General features: G+C 66.7%; 24 protein-coding genes. 9 read left to right on the forward strand and 15 right to left on the reverse strand.

Features of this window, described 5'->3' with window-relative positions; all coding sequences use genetic code 11:
* The first annotated feature begins 132 nt into the window (after positions 1-132).
* On the forward strand, positions 133-591 hold the full coding sequence (locus JW805_13630; protein ID MBN2973060.1) for a hypothetical protein: 459 nt from the start codon (positions 133-135) through the stop codon (positions 589-591).
* Positions 588-1,322, forward strand: a complete 735-nt coding sequence (locus tag JW805_13635; protein ID MBN2973061.1) for a hypothetical protein — start codon at positions 588-590, stop codon at positions 1,320-1,322. Before JW805_13630 ends, JW805_13635 begins: the two co-directional genes overlap by 4 nt.
* A gap of 115 nt (positions 1,323-1,437) precedes the next feature.
* On the opposite strand, the gene JW805_13640 is transcribed toward JW805_13635, so the two are convergent.
* The gene (locus tag JW805_13640; GenBank protein MBN2973062.1) at positions 1,438-2,106 is read right to left on the reverse strand and encodes an OmpA family protein; all 669 of its coding nucleotides are present in this window, start codon (positions 2,104-2,106) and stop codon (positions 1,438-1,440) included.
* A 130-nt stretch (positions 2,107-2,236) separates the two neighbouring features.
* Between JW805_13640 and JW805_13645 the strand changes: the two genes are divergently transcribed.
* Positions 2,237-3,544 (forward strand): HlyC/CorC family transporter, encoded by a 1,308-nt coding sequence (locus tag JW805_13645; protein ID MBN2973063.1) that lies wholly within the window; start codon positions 2,237-2,239, stop codon positions 3,542-3,544.
* A 68-nt stretch (positions 3,545-3,612) separates the two neighbouring features.
* Here JW805_13645 and ruvB read toward each other — a convergent pair whose 3' ends face one another.
* The 11 genes from ruvB to JW805_13700 form a co-directional block, all read right to left on the reverse strand.
* Positions 3,613-4,632, reverse strand: a complete 1,020-nt coding sequence (ruvB, locus tag JW805_13650) for a Holliday junction branch migration DNA helicase RuvB (GenBank protein ID MBN2973064.1) — start codon at positions 4,630-4,632, stop codon at positions 3,613-3,615.
* A 2-nt stretch (positions 4,633-4,634) separates the two neighbouring features.
* Complete coding sequence (locus JW805_13655; GenBank protein MBN2973065.1) at positions 4,635-4,931, reverse strand: type II toxin-antitoxin system RelE/ParE family toxin; 297 nt, start codon at positions 4,929-4,931, stop codon at positions 4,635-4,637.
* Positions 4,924-5,199 (reverse strand): hypothetical protein, encoded by a 276-nt coding sequence (locus JW805_13660; protein ID MBN2973066.1) that lies wholly within the window; start codon positions 5,197-5,199, stop codon positions 4,924-4,926. The genes JW805_13655 and JW805_13660 overlap by 8 nt, the downstream gene beginning before the upstream one ends.
* Before the next feature lie 7 nt (positions 5,200-5,206).
* Positions 5,207-5,806 (reverse strand): Holliday junction branch migration protein RuvA, encoded by a 600-nt coding sequence (gene ruvA / locus JW805_13665; GenBank protein MBN2973067.1) that lies wholly within the window; start codon positions 5,804-5,806, stop codon positions 5,207-5,209.
* A gap of 203 nt (positions 5,807-6,009) precedes the next feature.
* The gene (locus JW805_13670) at positions 6,010-6,486 is read right to left on the reverse strand and encodes a hypothetical protein (GenBank protein MBN2973068.1); all 477 of its coding nucleotides are present in this window, start codon (positions 6,484-6,486) and stop codon (positions 6,010-6,012) included.
* A gap of 67 nt (positions 6,487-6,553) precedes the next feature.
* Positions 6,554-7,054 (reverse strand): crossover junction endodeoxyribonuclease RuvC, encoded by a 501-nt coding sequence (ruvC, locus tag JW805_13675; protein ID MBN2973069.1) that lies wholly within the window; start codon positions 7,052-7,054, stop codon positions 6,554-6,556.
* Positions 7,051-7,482 carry an endonuclease domain-containing protein gene (locus JW805_13680; GenBank protein ID MBN2973070.1) on the reverse strand — a complete coding sequence of 144 codons (432 nt, stop codon included), beginning with the start codon at positions 7,480-7,482 and terminating at the stop codon, positions 7,051-7,053. Before JW805_13680 ends, ruvC begins: the two co-directional genes overlap by 4 nt.
* Before the next feature lie 61 nt (positions 7,483-7,543).
* A complete protein-coding gene (locus JW805_13685; protein MBN2973071.1) occupies positions 7,544-8,287 on the reverse strand; it encodes a YebC/PmpR family DNA-binding transcriptional regulator in 744 nt (247 codons plus the stop codon).
* A gap of 57 nt (positions 8,288-8,344) precedes the next feature.
* A complete protein-coding gene (locus JW805_13690) occupies positions 8,345-8,881 on the reverse strand; it encodes a DUF1003 domain-containing protein (GenBank protein ID MBN2973072.1) in 537 nt (178 codons plus the stop codon).
* A gap of 150 nt (positions 8,882-9,031) precedes the next feature.
* A complete protein-coding gene (locus tag JW805_13695) occupies positions 9,032-9,271 on the reverse strand; it encodes a DUF2312 domain-containing protein (GenBank protein ID MBN2973073.1) in 240 nt (79 codons plus the stop codon).
* A gap of 82 nt (positions 9,272-9,353) precedes the next feature.
* The gene (locus tag JW805_13700; protein ID MBN2973074.1) at positions 9,354-10,457 is read right to left on the reverse strand and encodes a S41 family peptidase; all 1,104 of its coding nucleotides are present in this window, start codon (positions 10,455-10,457) and stop codon (positions 9,354-9,356) included.
* 119 nt (positions 10,458-10,576) lie between these two features.
* Here JW805_13700 and JW805_13705 point away from each other — a divergent pair, with 119 nt between their 5' ends.
* Positions 10,577-11,059 (forward strand): Lrp/AsnC family transcriptional regulator, encoded by a 483-nt coding sequence (locus JW805_13705; protein ID MBN2973075.1) that lies wholly within the window; start codon positions 10,577-10,579, stop codon positions 11,057-11,059.
* Positions 11,060-11,280: 221 nt separating this feature from the next.
* Complete coding sequence (locus tag JW805_13710; GenBank protein MBN2973076.1) at positions 11,281-12,267, forward strand: response regulator; 987 nt, start codon at positions 11,281-11,283, stop codon at positions 12,265-12,267.
* Positions 12,268-12,459: 192 nt separating this feature from the next.
* Here the strand turns inward: JW805_13710 and JW805_13715 are convergent, their stop codons facing one another.
* A complete protein-coding gene (locus JW805_13715) occupies positions 12,460-13,044 on the reverse strand; it encodes a hypothetical protein (GenBank protein MBN2973077.1) in 585 nt (194 codons plus the stop codon).
* Positions 13,045-13,088: 44 nt separating this feature from the next.
* Between JW805_13715 and JW805_13720 the strand changes: the two genes are divergently transcribed.
* Complete coding sequence (locus tag JW805_13720; GenBank protein ID MBN2973078.1) at positions 13,089-13,268, forward strand: hypothetical protein; 180 nt, start codon at positions 13,089-13,091, stop codon at positions 13,266-13,268.
* A gap of 580 nt (positions 13,269-13,848) precedes the next feature.
* Here JW805_13720 and JW805_13725 read toward each other — a convergent pair.
* Positions 13,849-15,201, reverse strand: coding sequence for an amidohydrolase family protein (locus JW805_13725; GenBank protein ID MBN2973079.1), 1,353 nt, complete (start codon positions 15,199-15,201; stop codon positions 13,849-13,851).
* A 128-nt stretch (positions 15,202-15,329) separates the two neighbouring features.
* On the opposite strand from JW805_13725, the gene JW805_13730 reads away from it, so the two are divergent.
* Both JW805_13730 and JW805_13735 read left to right on the forward strand, forming a co-directional pair.
* Complete coding sequence (locus tag JW805_13730; protein MBN2973080.1) at positions 15,330-15,566, forward strand: hypothetical protein; 237 nt, start codon at positions 15,330-15,332, stop codon at positions 15,564-15,566.
* Between the two features lie 155 nt (positions 15,567-15,721).
* Positions 15,722-15,913: a hypothetical protein gene (locus JW805_13735; GenBank protein MBN2973081.1), complete on the forward strand. Its 192-nt coding sequence runs from the start codon at positions 15,722-15,724 to the stop codon at positions 15,911-15,913.
* A gap of 54 nt (positions 15,914-15,967) precedes the next feature.
* Here JW805_13735 and JW805_13740 read toward each other — a convergent pair whose 3' ends face one another.
* Positions 15,968-16,261 (reverse strand): DUF1244 domain-containing protein, encoded by a 294-nt coding sequence (locus tag JW805_13740; GenBank protein ID MBN2973082.1) that lies wholly within the window; start codon positions 16,259-16,261, stop codon positions 15,968-15,970.
* A gap of 86 nt (positions 16,262-16,347) precedes the next feature.
* Here JW805_13740 and pyk point away from each other — a divergent pair, with 86 nt between their 5' ends.
* Positions 16,348-17,805 (forward strand): pyruvate kinase, encoded by a 1,458-nt coding sequence (gene pyk / locus JW805_13745; protein MBN2973083.1) that lies wholly within the window; start codon positions 16,348-16,350, stop codon positions 17,803-17,805.
* Positions 17,806-17,874 lie beyond the last annotated feature (69 nt).

Below are 17,874 nucleotides of genomic sequence, written 5' to 3' on the forward strand. Positions count from 1 at the left end.
GCTCAACTTAAGTAGATGAAATTCCAGCGTCGCATCGTCGGAACGGCTTTGCCGGCAGTGCGTACATCTTGCATCCTCTCCACCCGTCCACCCGCCGCAAGCGCGGGGGACATCCGCAACACAGGAGGCATGATGACTGGAGCAATTCTGCCCGCGCTGCTCGCTGGAGCGGCCGCGGTCGCCGGCGTATCGGGCGACATCTCGCACCGGCACAATGTCCGCATCGATCACCATCGCGGTGCGATCGATGCCGAATATCGCAGCCGGGTGCTCATTACCCACAAGCAGGTCGGATCGGTGACGCCGGGCCGTGCGTCCTCGACGCTGCGGTGCCAGTGGCAGGCGACGCTGATCGTCGACAGGGATGCGCGTCAGGCTGGCGGGGCGATGATGGCGCGGACGATGACGCGCGACTCAGCGCTCGCCGGATCGCGCCCCGGCTGGTGCGAAGGCGCCCGCCGCGCGATCGCCCAGGACGTCGCGGCGCGCGAATCGGTGCTACGCGACCAGCTCGCCGCCGTGGCGGCCGATGATCACGCCGTGCTGACCGCGGAAATCGATCGCCTGCACGATCCGGTGCGCCGCGGGTGAGGCGTGTCGCGATCCTGATCGCCGGCGTCGCAACCCTGGTTGCGACGCCCGCCTTCGGCCAATCCCGACCGAGTGTCGGCGCGGAGGTGGCGACCGACGAGGTCCGCCGGGGCCTGAGCTGGAGCGACGGCCGCCCGGCCGCGTCGGCCGACGTCACGACCGATATCGCCGGTTTCGACCTGTCGGGCCGCGTCGTCACGACCCGCGGCTCGCAGCGGCATGCCGGGGCCGATGCGGTCGCCGACCTGGAACTGGGCCGGGGGTTCGACCTGGGCGGCCTCAGTCTGCGCGCGTCGATCACGGGCCATCTGTTCGCCGGATCGGCGATCGGGGCCGATTATTACGAGCTCGGCGGGACGGGCAGCTATACCCTTGGCCCCGTGACACTCGATGCCGGGGCGAAATACGCCCCCGACCAGTCGGCAATCGGTGGCGACAACCTCTACCTGTTCGCCAATGCGAGCGGCGCGATCATCGGCACGCCGCTGACGGCCGTCGCCGGCATCGGCCGATCGAGCGGACGCACCGACGATCCCATACGCGCCGCCCGGCTGCGCCCGGCGGGGAATTATACCGACTGGCGGCTGGGGCTGTCCTATGGGCTCAGCAAGCTGACGCTGTCGGTCGACTATATCGCGACCAATGTCGACGACCGGCCGATGCTGTCGCCCCTGGCCGATCCCGATCACGTCGGCGACCGATTCGTCGCGCGGGCGCGGATCGCGTTCTAGCCCGCGGCGCCCCGGCGAAGGCCGGGCGCCCGGTTCGCATCGGTTACGCGCAGAGCGATCGCCGCTCGGGCGCAGGAACTGTGCCCCGGCCGTCGCCGGGGCACAGCCGGAACGCTTATCCTTCGCGTGTCACCGGCACGATCTTGATCTCGACGCGGCGGTTGGCGGCGCGGCCGTCTTCGGTCGCGTTCGACGCGATCGGCTGGGTCTCGCCAAAGCCGCGCGTGCCCAGACGCGCCGGGTTCACGCCGCGACCCGCCAGATAATCCGCCACGGCGGTCGCGCGGCGCTCCGACAACGTCTGGTTATACGCATCGGCGCCGGTCGAATCGGTGTGGCCGTACACATCGACATAGGTCGACTGATATTGCGCCAGCACGTCTGCGACCTGATCGAGCGTCGGGCGGAACTGCGGCTGGATGTCGGCACGGTCGTAGCCGAAGGTGATGCCCGAGGGCATGTTGAGCACCAGCTCGTCGCCCTGACGGATCACCTGCACATCGGTGCCGGCGGTACGGGCGCGCAGGTCGCGCTCCTGCTTGTCCATATATGCGCCGATGCCGGCACCCGCGAGCGCGCCGATGCCGGCGCCGACGATCTTCTCGGTCCGGTCGCGCCGTCCACCGACCAGGTCGCCCAGCAGGTAACCGCCGACCGCGCCACCGACGCCGCCGATCGCCGTCCGCGAAATCTTGCGCTCCCCGGTTTCCGGATCGGTCACGCATGCGCTGGTCAGCGTCATCGCGCTCAGGCTGGCGGCCATCAGCAACTTCGAACGAAACATTCCTGTCCTCCTTTGATCTCGCGGTCCCAACCCGCGTTCTGCGTCCCTTGTTCCGCCTGCGAACTGAACCTTGGCTGACATGATCGGTTGTGCAGGGCGGCCATCCGCGGATAAGGGAACGCACACGCCCATGACCGCGCTCCCCCCCTTTCCCTGGATCGATGTCGTCATCATCCTCGCACTCGTCGCGCTGAACGGCGTGTTCGCGATGAGCGAGCTGGCGATCGTGTCGGCACGCAAGGCGCGGCTGGAGGCGATGGCAAAGGTCGGCAAGCGCGGCGCAGGCGCGGCGATCCGCCTGGCCGCCGACCCCGGCAAGTTCCTATCGACCGTCCAGATCGGCATCACGCTGATCGGTATCCTGGCCGGTGCCTATTCCGGCGCCAGCCTCGGCACGCCGACGGCGGCGCGTATCGAGACGTTGGGCGTCAGCCACGAAACCGCCGAGACGATCGGCTTCGCGATCGTCATCGGGCTCACCACCTTCGCCTCGCTCATCATCGGCGAACTGGTGCCCAAACAGTTCGCGCTGCGCAGCCCGGAACCGATCGCCGCAGTGATGGCGCTGCCGATGACCTATCTGGCGGTCATCACCAAGCCGGTCGTCTGGCTGCTCGATTCATCGAGCGCCCTCATCTTCAAGCTGCTCGGCCTCAACCGCGAATCGGAAAATCAGGTGACGGCGGAGGAATTGCACCTGATCGTCGCCGAAGCGTCGAAATCGGGCGTGATCGAGGAGCATGAACGCACGATCATCTCGGGCGTCGTCCGCCTGGCCGACCGTCCGGTCCGCGAGGTGATGACGCCGCGCACCGCGGTCGAATGGCTCGACGCCGACCTGTCGGACGCCGACCTGCGCGCCCGACTGGTCGAATCGCCGCACACCCGATTGCCCGTCGCCGAAGGCTCGGTCGATGCGGTCGTCGGTGTCGTCCAGTCGCGCGATATCGTCGAGGCGATGGTCCGCGGCCACACGCTGGACCTGCGCGCGTTGATGAAATCGGCCCCGGTCCTGCCCGACCAGCTCGACGCGATGGACGCGCTGGTCGTGCTGCGCCGCGCCGAAGTGCCGATGGGCCTGGTCCACGACGAATATGGCCATTTCGAAGGCGTGGTGACGCCGGCCAACCTCCTGGCGGCGATCGCCGGCGAGTTCGTGTCGGACGTCGACGAGGGCACCGAACGGATGGTCGTCGAACGCGAGGACGGATCGTTGCTGGTATCGGGCTCGATGCCCGCCGACGCGCTGGCCGAACGACTGGGCATCGACCTCGACGAAGACCGCGACTTCGCAACCGTCGCCGGTCTGGCGCTCGCGATCCTCAAGCATCTGCCCGAAGAGGGGGAGACCTTCGAGAGCCAGGGGTGGCGGTTCGAGATCGTCGACATGGACGGCCGCAAGATCGACAAGCTGCTGGTCGCACGGGCCGACGCCTGACCGTCCACCGGCCCAATACTTCAATCCTGCCTACCCGCCCCGATCTGCTAAGGTCGGGATCTGCAAGCTCAGTCGAACAGGCCATCCTGCGAGCCTGCGGGCGGTTCCAGGCCGAGGTGCTTCCAGCCCAGTCCGTTCAGGCATCGCCCCCGCGCCGTCCGGGCGATCAGGCCCAGCTGGATCAGATAAGGTTCGATCACTTCCTCGATCGTGTCGCGCGGTTCGCTCAGGCCGGCGGCCAGCGTTTCGACACCGACCGGACCGCCTTTGTAGATGTCGGCGATCATCGTCAGGTAGCGGCGGTCCATCGCGTCGAGGCCGAGGTTGTCGACCTCCAACCGTGTCAGCGCGCTGTCGGCAGCCTTCGCGTTCACCGTCTCGACACCCGCGACATTGGCGAAGTCGCGGACGCGGCGCAGCAGGCGGCCGGCGATGCGCGGCGTGCCGCGCGACCGGCGGGCGATCTCGCGCGCGCCATCATCGGCGACATGCAGGTCGAGCAGACCGGCGGCGCGGGTTACCACGCGCAGCAGCTCGTCCTCGGTATAGAATTGCAGGCGCACGGGGATGCCGAAACGATCGCGCAGCGGCGTCGTCAGCAACCCCTGGCGGGTGGTCGCGCCGACCAGGGTGAAGCGCGGCAGGTCGATGCGCACCGAACGTGCCGATGGTCCCTCCCCGATCATCAGGTCGAGCGCGCGATCCTCCATCGCCGGATAAAGGACTTCCTCGACCGCGGGATTGAGGCGGTGGATCTCGTCGATGAACAGGACGTCGCCGTCCTCCAGGTTCGTCAACAGCGCGGCAAGGTCGCCCGACTTGGCGATGACCGGGCCGCTGGTCGCGCGAAAGCCCACGCCCATTTCGCGTGCGACGATCTGCGCCAGCGTCGTCTTGCCGAGCCCGGGCGGCCCGAAGAACAGCACGTGGTCGAGCGCATCGCCGCGCGACTTGGCGGCATCGATGAACACCCGCAGATTCTCGCGCGCAGCCTTCTGCCCGACGAACTCGTCGAGGCTCTTGGGGCGCAGAGCGGCGTCGACGTCTTCGGGGCGGCGGCTGGCGGTGAGGATACGGTCGTCGGTCATTGCTATTGTCCCAACGCCCGTTCGGCGTCCTGCGCGTGATGAAGGATGCGAACGATCACTACCGGTCCACCGTCGATCTGGTAAAAAATGCGGTGCGATCGACATCGCACGCTGCGCATACCCGACGCCAAATCGCCATCGTCCCGCCCTGCCAAGGGCCGCGCCCCAATCGCATGCACGGTTTGCTGCAGGTCGATCACATAAGCCGCAGCGACCGCTTCACCGAACCGCTCGAGACTGAAGTCCCGAATGGCCTCGACGTCCGCGCGTGCGCTTGACGAATACCTCGGCTTAGGCACGCCGGCTCGGCAGGCCCGCCAGAATTTCGTCGAACATCTCATCGATGTCCTGATCGACGATGCCGGACGCCAGCCCCTCCTCGATCAGCGCTTTCAGCCGCTGCCGCCCATTACGCTCCCGATCCCGCTCCGCCAGGTCGCGGAAATAGTCGGCGGCGTCGGCGTAGCTGCCGTCTGATACCCGCGACTCGATCCAGCTCTGAAGGTCCGGCGGCAGGGGGATGCTGACGTGAATCATCTGCGGAACATAATCGAAACGGGGGCCCAAGCCAACGTCACTTCGCCGCCTTCCGGAGCGCCAGCCGCACCAGCGCATCGAGCGTCGCGCCCGGTCCCAGTTCCTCCTCCGCTGCCGCCACCGCCGCACTCGCCTCGGCCGGCTTGAAGCCCAGGTTGCCGAGCGCCGACATCGCGTCGCCCGCAGCGCTGCTGGCGGGCGTCGCGACGCTGCCGGTCATCGGGCCCAGCGCAACGGCGCCGACCTTGTCCTTCAGTTCGCGGACGATGCGCTCGGCGAGCTTGGGGCCGACGCCATTGGCGCGCGCGACCATCGCCTTGTCCTGCGCAGCGACCGCGCGCGACAGATCGTCGGGGGGAAGCGTCGACAGAATGGCAAGCGCCACGCGCGCGCCGACGCCCTGCACGCCGGTCAGCAGGCGAAACCAGTCGCGTTCGGCGGCGGTGGCGAAGCCGACGAGGCGCAGGAAATCCTCACCCACCAGCAATTCGGTGTGGAGCGTGACCCCCTCCCCGACCGGCCCCAGCGCGTCGAGCGTGCGGGTCGATGCGCCGACGAGATAACCGACACCGCCGACATCGATAACCGCGTGGTCCGACGCGGTGGACGTCAGAATGCCCTTAAGGTGCGCGATCACAACGCGGACGCCCTGCGATTTGCGTAAGCAAATCGCGGAGTCGCCACGGCGGCCAGCGGGGCGGCGCAGCTGTCCCGTCTGACGGCGTGGCGGAAAGAGAGGTCAGTCATCGCTCCGGAACCTATCCGGAACAGACCGGCCAGACCAGCCCCAGAACGCGCGCTTCGACAGGCTCAAATCGAACGGCGGCTGACCCCAGCCGCTCAAGCGTCCCGATTGATCACCAACCCGCTCTGCGGCGCCGATCCGGCTCCGTAGATATTCGTCGGCGACATGCTTGCCCGCATCCGGCCCAGCAGCGCCTCGAACGACGCGATCTGCTCGCTAGCGGTCTTCACCCCGCGCAGCCTGGCCGCATCGGAATCGGTCGGCGTCTGCGTCACGGAGTCCGGCGCAGCCCGCTCGGGCGCCGGCGTGAAGAACCGCTCCAGTTCGCCCGCCTGGTCGGGCGTCAGCGTACCCTTTTCGACCTGTCCGGCGATCAGCGCATCGACGCGGTCCTTCATCGACGCCGGCGGCGTATCCGCCTTCGCGGCAAGCCCCTGGCCCACGGTATCGAGCGCGACGGAAAGCGCCGCCTTGTCCTCGGCGCGTAGGGCGCCTGCCGACACGGCCGAATCCAGCCGGCGATCCATCATCGCGCGTGCCGTTCCGAAACCGATCGAAGGCAGGGTGGTCATGCATCCGTCCACAGGCGCCGCACACATTGCGGCAGTACGACCGTGGCGGGCAAAGCTTGCCAAAGCGTTACCGGCGCCCGGCAAGTCCCAAGGACCGGGCGCTCGCGACGTGATGCGCATGGGTGATGGCCACCGCCAGCGCATCGGCCGCGTCGGGCCCGGCCAGCTTCACGCCCGGCAGCAGGACGCCGACCATCGCCTGGATCTGGCGCTTCTCCGCGCCGCCGGTGCCGACCACCGCCTTCTTGACGGTGCTCGGATGATATTCGCCGACGACCAGCCCCGCCGTCGCCGCCGCGAGCAGCACGACGCCGCGCGCCTGCCCCAGCTTCAGCGTCGACTGCGCATTGCTGTTGCCGAGCACTTCTTCCGCCGCGGCGCTATCGGGGCGCTCGGCGCGGATGACCTCGCCCAGCGCTTCGTACAGGTTCGACAGCCGGCGCGGCAGCGGCATCGCCGGTTCGGTCCTGATCTGGCCGTTGGCGATATGGCGCAGCCGATTCCCCTCCGCCGCAATGACGCCCCAGCCGGTCGTGCCGAGGCCGGGGTCGAGGCCGAGGATGATCATTCGTGCGGTCTCTGCGAGGCGCCCCCCGCCCCAGCCCCTCCCTGGAAGGGGAGGAGCTCGGCCCGCCGCACATTCATCCCCTCCCCTTCAGGGGAGGGGTCGGGGTGGGGCCGGCCGGACCAGCGATCGGGTTGGGTACGAACGGCATCCGCGATCGTGAGGATGACGCCCTCCAAAATATTGCGAACGTCGCGATTCGAGAAGCGCAACGTCCGGTACCCCTTGGCCAGCAAGTAAGCGTACCGCCGGGCATCGTAGGGAACATCATGCGTTTCGCCATCGACTTCGACCACCGGCCCTTTAGCCGGGCACAGGAAATCGCAGATATATGGAACGATCACCGCCTGCCGACGAAACTTGAAACCAGGCTGCGAGCCCGAGAGGTGTCGCCAGACCCGCACCTCCCCTTCGGTGGGGTTGTTCCGCATCGTCCTGGCGCGCTCGAGACGTTCACGCTGCGTGACCACTCGCCTCCCCCGACCAAATCGCTCAGCCCAGCTTCTCCATCACCGCGTCGGAGACTTCGTAATTCCCCCATACGGTCTGGACGTCGTCGTCGTCGTCCAGCGCGTCGATCAGCTTGAACAGCGTCGCGGCGTCGGCCTCGGTCACTTCGACCATCGTCTGCGGGCGCCAGGCGAGCTTCGCGCCTTCGGCCTCGCCCAGCACCGGCTCCAGCGCCTTGACGACTTCGTGCAAGGACCCCTGTTCGGTCCAGATCTCGTGCCCGTCCTCGCTCGACGTCACGTCCTCGGCGCCGGCTTCCAGTGCCGCCTCGAACACCGTGTCGGCGTCACCGGCCGACGCGGGATAGGTGATCAGCCCGACGCGATCGAAGCCGTGGCTGACGCTGCCCGCGGTGCCGAGGTTACCGCCGTTCTTGCTGACCGCGGTGCGCACGTTCGTGGCCGTGCGGTTGCGGTTGTCGCTCAGCGCCTCGATGATCAGGCTCACCCCGCCCGGGCCGAAGCCCTCGTAGCGGATTTCCTCGTAATTCTCGGTGTCGCCCTTCGATGCCTTTTCGACCGCGCGCTGGATGTTGTCCTTGGGCATCGACTGCGCCTTGGCCGCGTTGATCGCGGCGCGCAGGCGCGGGTTCATGTCGGGGTCGGGCAGACCCATCTTGGCCGCGACGGTGATTTCGCGGCTGAGCTTCGAAAACATGCCCGAGCGCTTCTTATCCTGCGCGCCCTTGCGGTGCATGATGTTCTTGAATTTGGAATGGCCTGCCATTCTTAACCCCACAGAGTGATATTTTGTGGGGACCCCTAGTCCGTGTGAACGCTTCGCTCAACTGGCGTCGCGGCGACCCAATGCGTCGATCTTCGCCTCCAGAGCCTGCAAGCGCTCAACCACCGCGACGTCCAGCTTGTGGTGCAGCCGCAGGATCTCGATCTCGGCGCGCAGGTTGGTTTCGTAATCCAGGCTCGCTGCCAACCGGTCCTTTGCCGCCTGGCGGTTCTGGCTCATCATGATGACCGGGGCCTGGATCGCCGCCAGCGTCGAGAGCATCAGGTTGAGGAAGATGTAGGGATAGGGATCGAACGCCAGCCCGAAATGCTGCAGCACGTCCGAATTGAGCAGCATCCAGCCGACCAGCACGCAGCTGAACGCGATGATGAAGCCCCAGCTGCCGCCGACCGCCGCAACGCGGTCAGCCAGCCGGTCGCCGAAGCTCTCGCGCGCGTCGGCGACGTCACCGGCATCGCGACTGACGAGAGTCCCCGCCTCGACGCCCTCAAGAACGCGGCGCTCCTCGGGGTCGAGCTCGGCCGCAGACTTGCCGAGCAGATGCTGGGCGAGGTCGTTGAGCGGGGGTTTGGTCATGGGCGGGCGGGCTCTGTCGGTGACGGGGTCGCCGCCGCGTTAACCCAGGTTGGCGATTGACCCAACCGCTTCGTTGAGATGCCTTGGATCGCCACGCCGTCAGACGGGACGGCTTTGCCGCCCCGCTGCCCGTCGCGGCGTCTCCTCCCGTTAGACTAGACCGAGAGCATTCCGGTACGTCTCCAGCAACGCGTCCGCTTCGTCGCGGTGGTGCTTTTCCATCTTTCGCAGGCGCACGATCGTCCGCATCGTCTTCGCGTCGAAGCCGGTCGACTTCGCTTCGCCATAGACGTCCTTGATGTCGTCGGCGATGCCGCGCTTTTCTTCTTCCAGCCGTTCGATGCGCTCGATGAACAGGCGCAGCTGCTCGGCCGACACGTTATCGGTCATTGCTCGCTCCAAATGAGGCGCCGGCGCCGCCCCCCAGAGGCGTCAGGATTCCGGCTAAGGCAGCGGCGTTTACCCTATCGGATCACGAGCGCAAGGGGCGGCGGCGGGTCATCGGGACGGATGGTTTATGGCTGTCGGAGAGGGCCTGCGCCTGCGCCGGTGCGATGCCCTCGCGCGTCAGCACCTCGTAGAGCGCGCGCTCGGGTGCGACCGCGATGTCGGGCGTCACGCCGACGCCTTCCCACCCCTTTTCGCCCGGAAAATAGCTGTGGCCGAACGGGATGAACGCGCCATAGCCGCCGGGCAGCTCCAGCCCGCCGCCGTAATTGCCCGCCCCCGCCGTCGTCTCGCCGACCAGAGTCGCGCGACGGGTGCTCTTCAGGACCGACGACAGATGCTCCGCCGCCGACGCGGTACGACCCGAGGTGAGCAGGTAGACCTTCGCCTTCGTCCAGGGACTCGCCGGTGATGCGGGCGTGACGCGGTGTTCGGCGCGGAACAGCTCGGCGGGCGCGGGCACCACGGTCAGCGACTTGAACGGCAAGCCGCCGTGCTTCTTGGCGACCGAAGCGCGGGTATCCATCACCATCACGGTCGCGGGCTTTGCGAAGATGCGCGGGAACAGCACGTCCATCTCGTCGAGCCCGCCGCCGCGGTGCGTGCGCGCATCGATGATGAGCGTCTTGGCGCCAGCGTTCGCATCGAGGAAGGCGGTGAAGTCCCGCAGCACCTCGGGCGTGCCCATGAAGGCGTTGAAGCGGACGTAGGCGATGCCCGGCGCGATCATGCCGGCCTGCTCCATCAGCGGCGGCATCTTCACCGGCGCGAGGAGCGCTGTGTCGCCGGCCTTGCGCGGTTCGGGCCGCGGACCGGTCGAGGGGTGCATCGCCAGATGCCCGTCGGGGAACACCGCCTGCAGGTCCGCGGTCACCGCCTCGGCAAAGGCGACGCGCGACGGGAAATTGTCGTAACCGCCGGCGGCGAGCTTGGTCCGCAGCATCGCGGCATAGCGTTTGGCGACGTCGGGAAAGACGAAATTCTCCTCGATCTCGTTCGCGAGATCGCTGACGGCCGCGCGGGCGGTGGCGGGGTCGAAGGCGGGCGCCTGCATGGCGGGAACCGGCGGGGTCTGGGCAGCGACGGGAACGGCACAGGCGGCGGCAGTGAGCAGGATCGAGCGCAACATGGAGGGCCTCAGGTCAGGATTTCGTTGCAGGTGTTATAGTTGAGTGATACGCTTTTTGCCGTCGATCGCGCGCACCGATCCGACGAAATTCGTTACGGGGATGACGACGGAGCTTTAAGATGACCAAGCTCGATTCGTTCGACATCCGTCTGCTCGACTTGCTTCAGGCCGACGCGCTGCTGACCGCCGAAGCGCTGGCCGAACGCGTGCCGCTGTCCGCCAGCGCCATCACCCGCCGCGTCCGTCGCCTGCGTGCCGAGGGCTGGATCGAACGCGACGTCGCCATCGTCGCCCGCCGCCTGAGCGACGCTCGCCTGCGCGCGCTGGTCCACGTCACGATGCAGGAACACGCCGAGGAACGCGGCATCGCGGCTCTGCGCGCAACACTGGCGGCGGCCCCCTGCGTCCAGATGCTGCTCGACCTCGCCGGCCCGCACGACCTGGCGGTGCTGATCTCCGCGCGCGACATGGACGACTACAATGCCATCACCGCGCGGCTGTTCGAAAGCGAGCCGGCGGTGCGACGGTACGAGACGAGCTTCGTGAAACGGGTGCACAAGCAGAGTGCGGCGGTGGTGTTGGATTTGGCGGGCACCGCGTGACGGCATTGCGACCGTGATCACACAGTGTCCCGCCGTGAACCCCGCAGACATCAATATTCCCACCACCGACGCGGCGCGTATATAACACAGCGGAATAAACGGCGTTAAATCAACGAGTTGATCTGAGATATATACAAAGCGTTAACGCGGCCATCCTAATTTCGAACCGGACGTTCTGCTGTTGCGTACGCCCTGTTCGTGATGTTTTGGGGAGGGGGAGCGTGAAGGGATTTGCCGATCAAATTCGTCGGGCTGTCATCATTGATGATTCGCGAACATCGCAAATTATATTGGAAGAAGCCATTCATTCGGGACCCGGTTTCAAGGTCGTCGGCGTCGCCAATGATGCTTCCAGCGGGTTGGACCTCGTAAAGACCCTGTCGCCCGACCTTGTCATAATAAACCTGACGATGCCGTATATTGACGGCGCCGCACTCCTTACCAGGATGACGGGCATGCCGCGCCTGTGTAAGCTTATCATATCGGAACAGGCCGCCACGAACGTCTTCATGGCGCGGAAGCTGGAGTCGCTCGGCGCCACATTGTGCCTTGGAAAACGGGAGCTTTCGGAAAACCCGCAAAGCTTTCTGAAAAAGATCGTCAAGGCCTGCGACGAGATCGAGAAGGCCGCATCCGACCGCGGATCGGCCGACCTATCGTCCGACGTCAGCCGGCGATCCGGTGTCCGACGCCTCCGCGGCGATGTCGATCTCGGGGTGCCGATACCGTTCGATGAGGACGACCGCCTGATCCTATTGGAACGGGCCCGGCTGGCCAACGCGGTGCGCGAAAACCAATTCGACCTGATAACCCGCCACGTCGCGGAACAGACGGATTTTCCGGTGTGCCTGCTCACCTTCATCGATCGGGATACGCAGTGGATCAAATCGTCGTTCGGCTTTGCAACCGGACAGACGGCCAGAGCCGATGCGTTCTGCACCTATACCATCGCCTCGGGCGACTTCTTCGTCGTCAGAAATGCCCTCACCGACCCACGCTTCATGGAAAATCCGTATGTGGTGGGCGAACCCTTCCTGCGAACATACGCCGGGCAACCCGTCGTTTCGAGCGAAGGCACGCGCGTCGGATCGCTTTGCATATTCGACACACGCGTCCGTGCGATCAGGCCCCAGGTCCCGCGCCAGCTCAAGACCTTCGCCGACCTGATCGGATGCATGATCGACAGTCGACTTGCGTTGGCCGCATGACGACAAACCGTCGCGACCTGATCGACGGCGTGGCGGTGGACGACGGGCGGACGGCCGGGCTCGGCATCGCGGATATGCCTGGGGCACGCCCGGTTCGGGCCCGTCGTCCACGATCGCCGACGCCCGCGCTCGGGTGCAGGGCGGACGTCGGGCCTGCTGCGAATGCCGACGCCGCGGGCAGCGAGAGCCGTCTCACCCCGCGCGCTCGATGAGCGCCGACCAGACGCCGTCCGCAAACGGCTTGTAGACGATCGTCAGCGGCAGGCACACGGCCATCGCGATGCGTACCGATCGGCGGGTACGAAGCCATCCGACGCACACCAGAACCCCGAGCAGTGGCACGTAGGTCAGGACGACCGCGGCCAGCCTGAGCCAGCTGAGCGAGAGAATGATCTTCAGGGCGATCATCAGGAGCACGTTGCTGGCGATGATCGCGGATACGACGCCCTTGCGATGGGCCATCGCATGCTCGTCCGGATCCGATTGCGCACCCTCCCGCGGAAAAACCTGGGTCGCCGCGAAGAAATAGAGGAGCGTGATCGCTGCCGCGCCCAATGCCGTGAAATAGTCGACCTCGATGACGTCCTTGAGCAGCCAGGTGTTCGTCCAGAAACTGACGAGATCGGCGAGCATGATCGTGCCCAGCAAGGGGCTGAGCCAGCCGATATCCTGAGCACGGCGTCGGTCCCACACGCGCGAGAAGCCGCTGGCGAGTTCCGCAATGCTCAGCCCGAGCAGGATCCCGTAGAAGCTGATCAGAAATTCAAATGCGGTCACAAGGGCTTCCTGGCGCACGTCCGGCGACGTCCGGTAGGACACGCGTGGGCGATATCGGCGCGCCGCAGCATGACCCGTTCGATGGGCGGTCGCACCACCGCACGGCCGTTGAGAACCGAGCCATCACCGCAAGGCTGTTCGAAAGCAAGCCGGCGGTGCGGCGCTACGAGACGAGCTTCGTGAAGCGGGTGCACAAGCAGAGCGCGGCGGTGGTGCTGGATTAGGGTGGCGATCGTCGATTAGCGGCCGGTTTTGGGCGTCAGCGGCCGGTCCGCCTTCGGGGAAAGTGGACATAAATTTAAGCGAACCCATCCCGCTGCTGCTTCGGTCGTAGCCGCCGCACTCTCCGAGCGTCAGCATGCCAAAGTCGGTTTTCAAACCACCGACGTTCTCGCCTTGCTTCGCCGTCACCCGCTTTAGCACCCAGACCAAGCCAGTGCCGATACCCGGTCATGTCGTTTCGATTGAAGCAACTCGCCGCCATGTGCTGGGCTGCGCGCAGGTCACCTCTCTTGTATGCCCGCCGGTATAGTCCAGCCGCGCTGAAAGCGTCCGCTGGCGTGCCAAACGGATCGGCACTCCCGTTGTTAGAGAACCAATCGGCAAGCTCGATCATCGCGCCAGCGTGTCCGCGTAGAGCGAGGTGCCACATGATCGGCAGCCACTTACCGATGTGCCGCTCATATCGGATCGCCAAGCCCTTAAGATAGAGCCGATCCGACGGCGTCTCGGCGTTTACTCGTTCCACGGCACAACCTTCGCATATGTTTCTCATGTCGGCTTGTGGGCGCAAGCGGACATTCCTCACTCCACTGGAAACAACGCCGCCTTCCCGCCCATCTTCCGGACCGCGCCGCGTTGCATCACGAAGTCCACTGCGTTCAGCCGCGCGACGTCGGCCACCGGGTCGCCCATCACCGCGATGATGTCGGCGTCCATGCCCGGTGCGATGCGGCCGATGCGGTTTTCACGGCCGAGCAACGCCGCCGCATCGATTGTCGCCGATCGGATCGCTTGCGCCGCCGGCATGCCGACCGCGGTCATATAGCCGAATTCGAGCGCGTTGGTCGCGTGCGGGCCGACGCCGGAATCGGTGCCGAAGGCGATCTTTACCCCTTGCGCGAAGGCGCGGCGGTGGCTGTCCTTGACGACTTTCGCCACCTCCTCCGCCTTGGCCGCGGACGCCGCCGGGCGCTCGCCCGCACGGCTCTGGCGGATGACGCTTTCGAACGCGTGCATCGTCGGGACCAGATACGCGCCCTTGTCCTTGAACAGGCGGATCGTCTCGTCGTCGATGTAGCTGCCGTGTTCGATCGAATCGACGCCGGCCTTGAGCGCGGTGTCGATCCCCGACTTGCCATGCGCATGCGCGGTCACCTTGCGACCGAAGCTGTGCGCGGTGTCGACGATCGCCTTCATTTCCTCGGGCGTCATCTGCGCTTCGAGGCCACCGGCGATGTTGGAGCCGACCCCGCCCGAGGCGGCGAACTTGATGACCTCGGCGCCGGTGAAGATCTGCTCGCGGGTCGCGCGGCGGCAGTCGTCGGCGCCGTTGCACAGGTGCGTCGCCTCCATGCGTTCGGCGTGGGCATAGTCTTCCTTCAGGCCGTTGGCATCGCCGTGGCCGGCGGTGACCGAGATCATGCGGCCGGCATTGACGATCGTCGGCCCCTCCAGCTCTCCGCGCGCGATCGCGTCGCGCAGCGCGCGGATGCCGCGCGGCTCGGGCGCGCCGAGGTCGCGGACGGTGGTGAAGCCGGTCAGCAACGTCGCCCGGGCCCGCCCCGCTGCGGCGACGAAGGCATCCTCCTTGTCGACGCCCGACGCCTCCAGCCGCGATTTCAGCGGATAGCCCGACGAATAGAAATGGACGTGCATGTCGATCAGGCCGGGCAGGACATAGCGGTCCTTCAGGTCGACCAGCGCCGCACCCCCCTCGGGCGCGACGAAGCCGTCGCGGACCTCCGCGATCCGGCCGCCGCGCACGATGATGGTCGCGTTGCCGCGCGGGGGTTTCGCGGGATCGGCGAGCAGCTGGCCGGCGTGGATGTAGGTGACGTTGTCCGCGGCCGGCACGGTGGCCGCGGGCGCTGATGTCTGTGCTGTGACCGGCATCGCCGCCAGCATCGCTGCGCCCAATAGCATCACCGTCTTCATCGCCGCTCCCCCAATAGGTTAACCCTGTCTCTTAACGGGACAGGTTGCCGTTCGGGACTGTGGATCGCCCCTTCGCTCCGGCACGTTGCGCGCATTAACCTTGTCGGGTCAACTTCGGAGATTCGTTCATGCGCACGCTTTCGACCCAGGAAATCGCGACCGTCACCGGCGCCGGCCGTCGCGGTGGTGGCTGCTACACGCCGCCCGCCTGCCCGCCCTCGCCGCCGGCCTGCAACGGCGGTGGTTCGTCCTCGTCGTCGAGCTCCTATTCGTACAGCTCGTCGTCCTCGTACAGCTATTCCTCGAGCTCGAGCTACAGCTACTCGTACAGCCGGTCCTGGTCCTCGCCGATCTTCTATTGGTGATCCCTTCGGCGCGTGGCGTTTCCGGGACGGTAACCCTGTTCGGTAACCCGTCGGGCGACGTTCACGCGCAGAATCGCGGTTAACGCGCCGCTTACCGCTTTCGCTGGGCAGAAACGCCCTGCAAACCACTGAAATCACCAACAGGAGGGAATGCCATGCGTCATCTGACCACGACCGAGCTCACGACCGTTTCCGGTGGCACCGGCTGCTACACCCCGCCGCCGCCCTGCACGCCGACCCCGCCGGTCTGCGCACCGACGAAGAAGGCCAAGGGCAACAACGGCTTCGGCAACGGCGCCAACGACGGCGTGCCCGGCAAATCGGGCAAGACCGACGCGACCCGCTAAGCCGCTCGGCACATAGCGAGAAAAGGGGCGGCCGTCGTGCCGCCCCTTTTTGTGTCACGCCGGGTTCTTCGCGACGCTCTCAGCCATCCGCGCCAGCTGCTCGGGCGTCGCCTCGCCCTGGTGCTGCGCCTTCCATGCTGCATAGGGCATGCCGTAGATCGCGGTGCGCGCGGTGTCCTTGTCGAGGCTCCCCGCCTCGCCCAGCCAATCGCTCAGGCAGTTGCGGCAGAAGCCCGCCAGCCCCATCAGATCGACGTTCTGCGCATCCGTGCGATGGCGCAAGTGGCGGACCAGCCGGCGAAAAGCCTCTGCTGCCGCCTTGTCGTCGATACGATCCAATTCGTCCATCTTACCCGTCCTATTCATTGAACGCCGACTCGTTTACCGGCTAGGGCTTCCTGCGAAAGCCCGTGCGAAGGATGCCCATGACCGCCATGTTCCCGCCCCGCAACCGCAAGGTCCGTGTTCTCGCGACGCTGGGTCCCGCATCCAGCACGCCGGAGATAATCGCCAAGCTGTTCGTCGCCGGCGCCGACGCCTTCCGCGTGAACATGAGCCACGGCGACCAGCCGTCGAAGCGCCCGGTGATCGAAGCGATCCGCAGCATCGAGAAGACGTTGGGCCGCCCAACGACGATCCTTGCCGATCTGCAGGGGCCGAAGCTGCGCGTCGGTCAGTTCGCGGACGGCAAGGTGCTGCTGGAAACCGGCCAGCGCTTCGTGCTCGACCGCGACGAGGCGCTGGGCGACACGACCCGCGTCCGCCTGCCGCACCGCGAGATCTTCGCCGCGGCGGAGGACGGCGCGCGGCTGCTGCTCGACGACGGCAAGATGGTGCTGCGCGTGCTGGAGCATGACGCCGACCGCATCGTCACGCAAGTCGTCGTCGGCGGCATGCTCAGCAACAACAAGGGGCTGAACGTCCCCGACATGGTCCTTCCCCTCGCCGCGCTGACCGAGAAGGACCGCAGCGACATGGCCTTCGCGCTCGACGTCGGGGTGGACTGGATCGCGATGAGCTTCGTCCAGCGGCCCGAGGATCTGGCGGAGGGCCGCAAGCTGATCGCCGGTCGCGCCGCGCTGCTCGCCAAGATCGAGAAGCCCTCCGCCGTCGCGCGACTGGAGGAGATCGTCGAACATTGCGACGGGGTGATGGTCGCGCGCGGCGACCTGGGCGTCGAACTGCCGCCGCAGTCGGTGCCGCCCCTGCAGAAGCGCATCGTCGAAACCGCCCGCCGTCAGGGCAAGCCGGTCGTCGTCGCGACGCAGATGCTCGAATCGATGATCACCTCCCCCTCGCCGACGCGCGCCGAAGTGTCCGACGTCGCGACCGCGGTCTATGACGGCGCCGACGCGATCATGCTGTCGGCGGAAAGCGCCGCGGGTGCCTGGCCGATCGAATCGGTGACGATGATGGACTCGATCGCGGTCTCGGTCGAAGGCGATCCGGCGCACGGCGATCGCGTGCACTTCACCGTGCTGAAGCCCGATTCGACCACCGCCGACGCGCTGGCGGAAGCGGCGAAGGGCATCGCGGTGACCGCATCGGCCAAGGCGATCGTCTGCTTCACGACCTCGGGCTCGACGGCGCGGCGGATCGCGCGCGAGCGGCCCTCGGTACCGATCCTGGTGCTGACGCCCGAACTCGACACCGCGCGCAGGCTGGGGCTCCTCTGGGGCGTCCACGCCGTCCACACCCGCGACGTCGATTCGTTCGAGGAGATGGTCGGCAAGGCCAAGCGCATGGCGCTGCGCCACGGCATCGCGGGCGCCGGGGACAGCGTCATCATCTGCGCCGGCGTGCCGTTCAAGACGCCGGGCAGCACCAACGTGCTGCACGTCGTCCGCCTGATGGGCGACGAACTGAAGGGCTATGAGGCGCCCGAGGCGTGAACGGCACGGCCAATTGTTTCTGCTTTATTGCTGAAATTTAACGTTTCTTGTCTGGCACCATGTCTATCA

The organism is Roseomonas aeriglobus (genome assembly GCA_016937575.1).
Taxonomy (GTDB): domain Bacteria; phylum Pseudomonadota; class Alphaproteobacteria; order Sphingomonadales; family Sphingomonadaceae; genus Sphingomonas; species Sphingomonas aerigloba.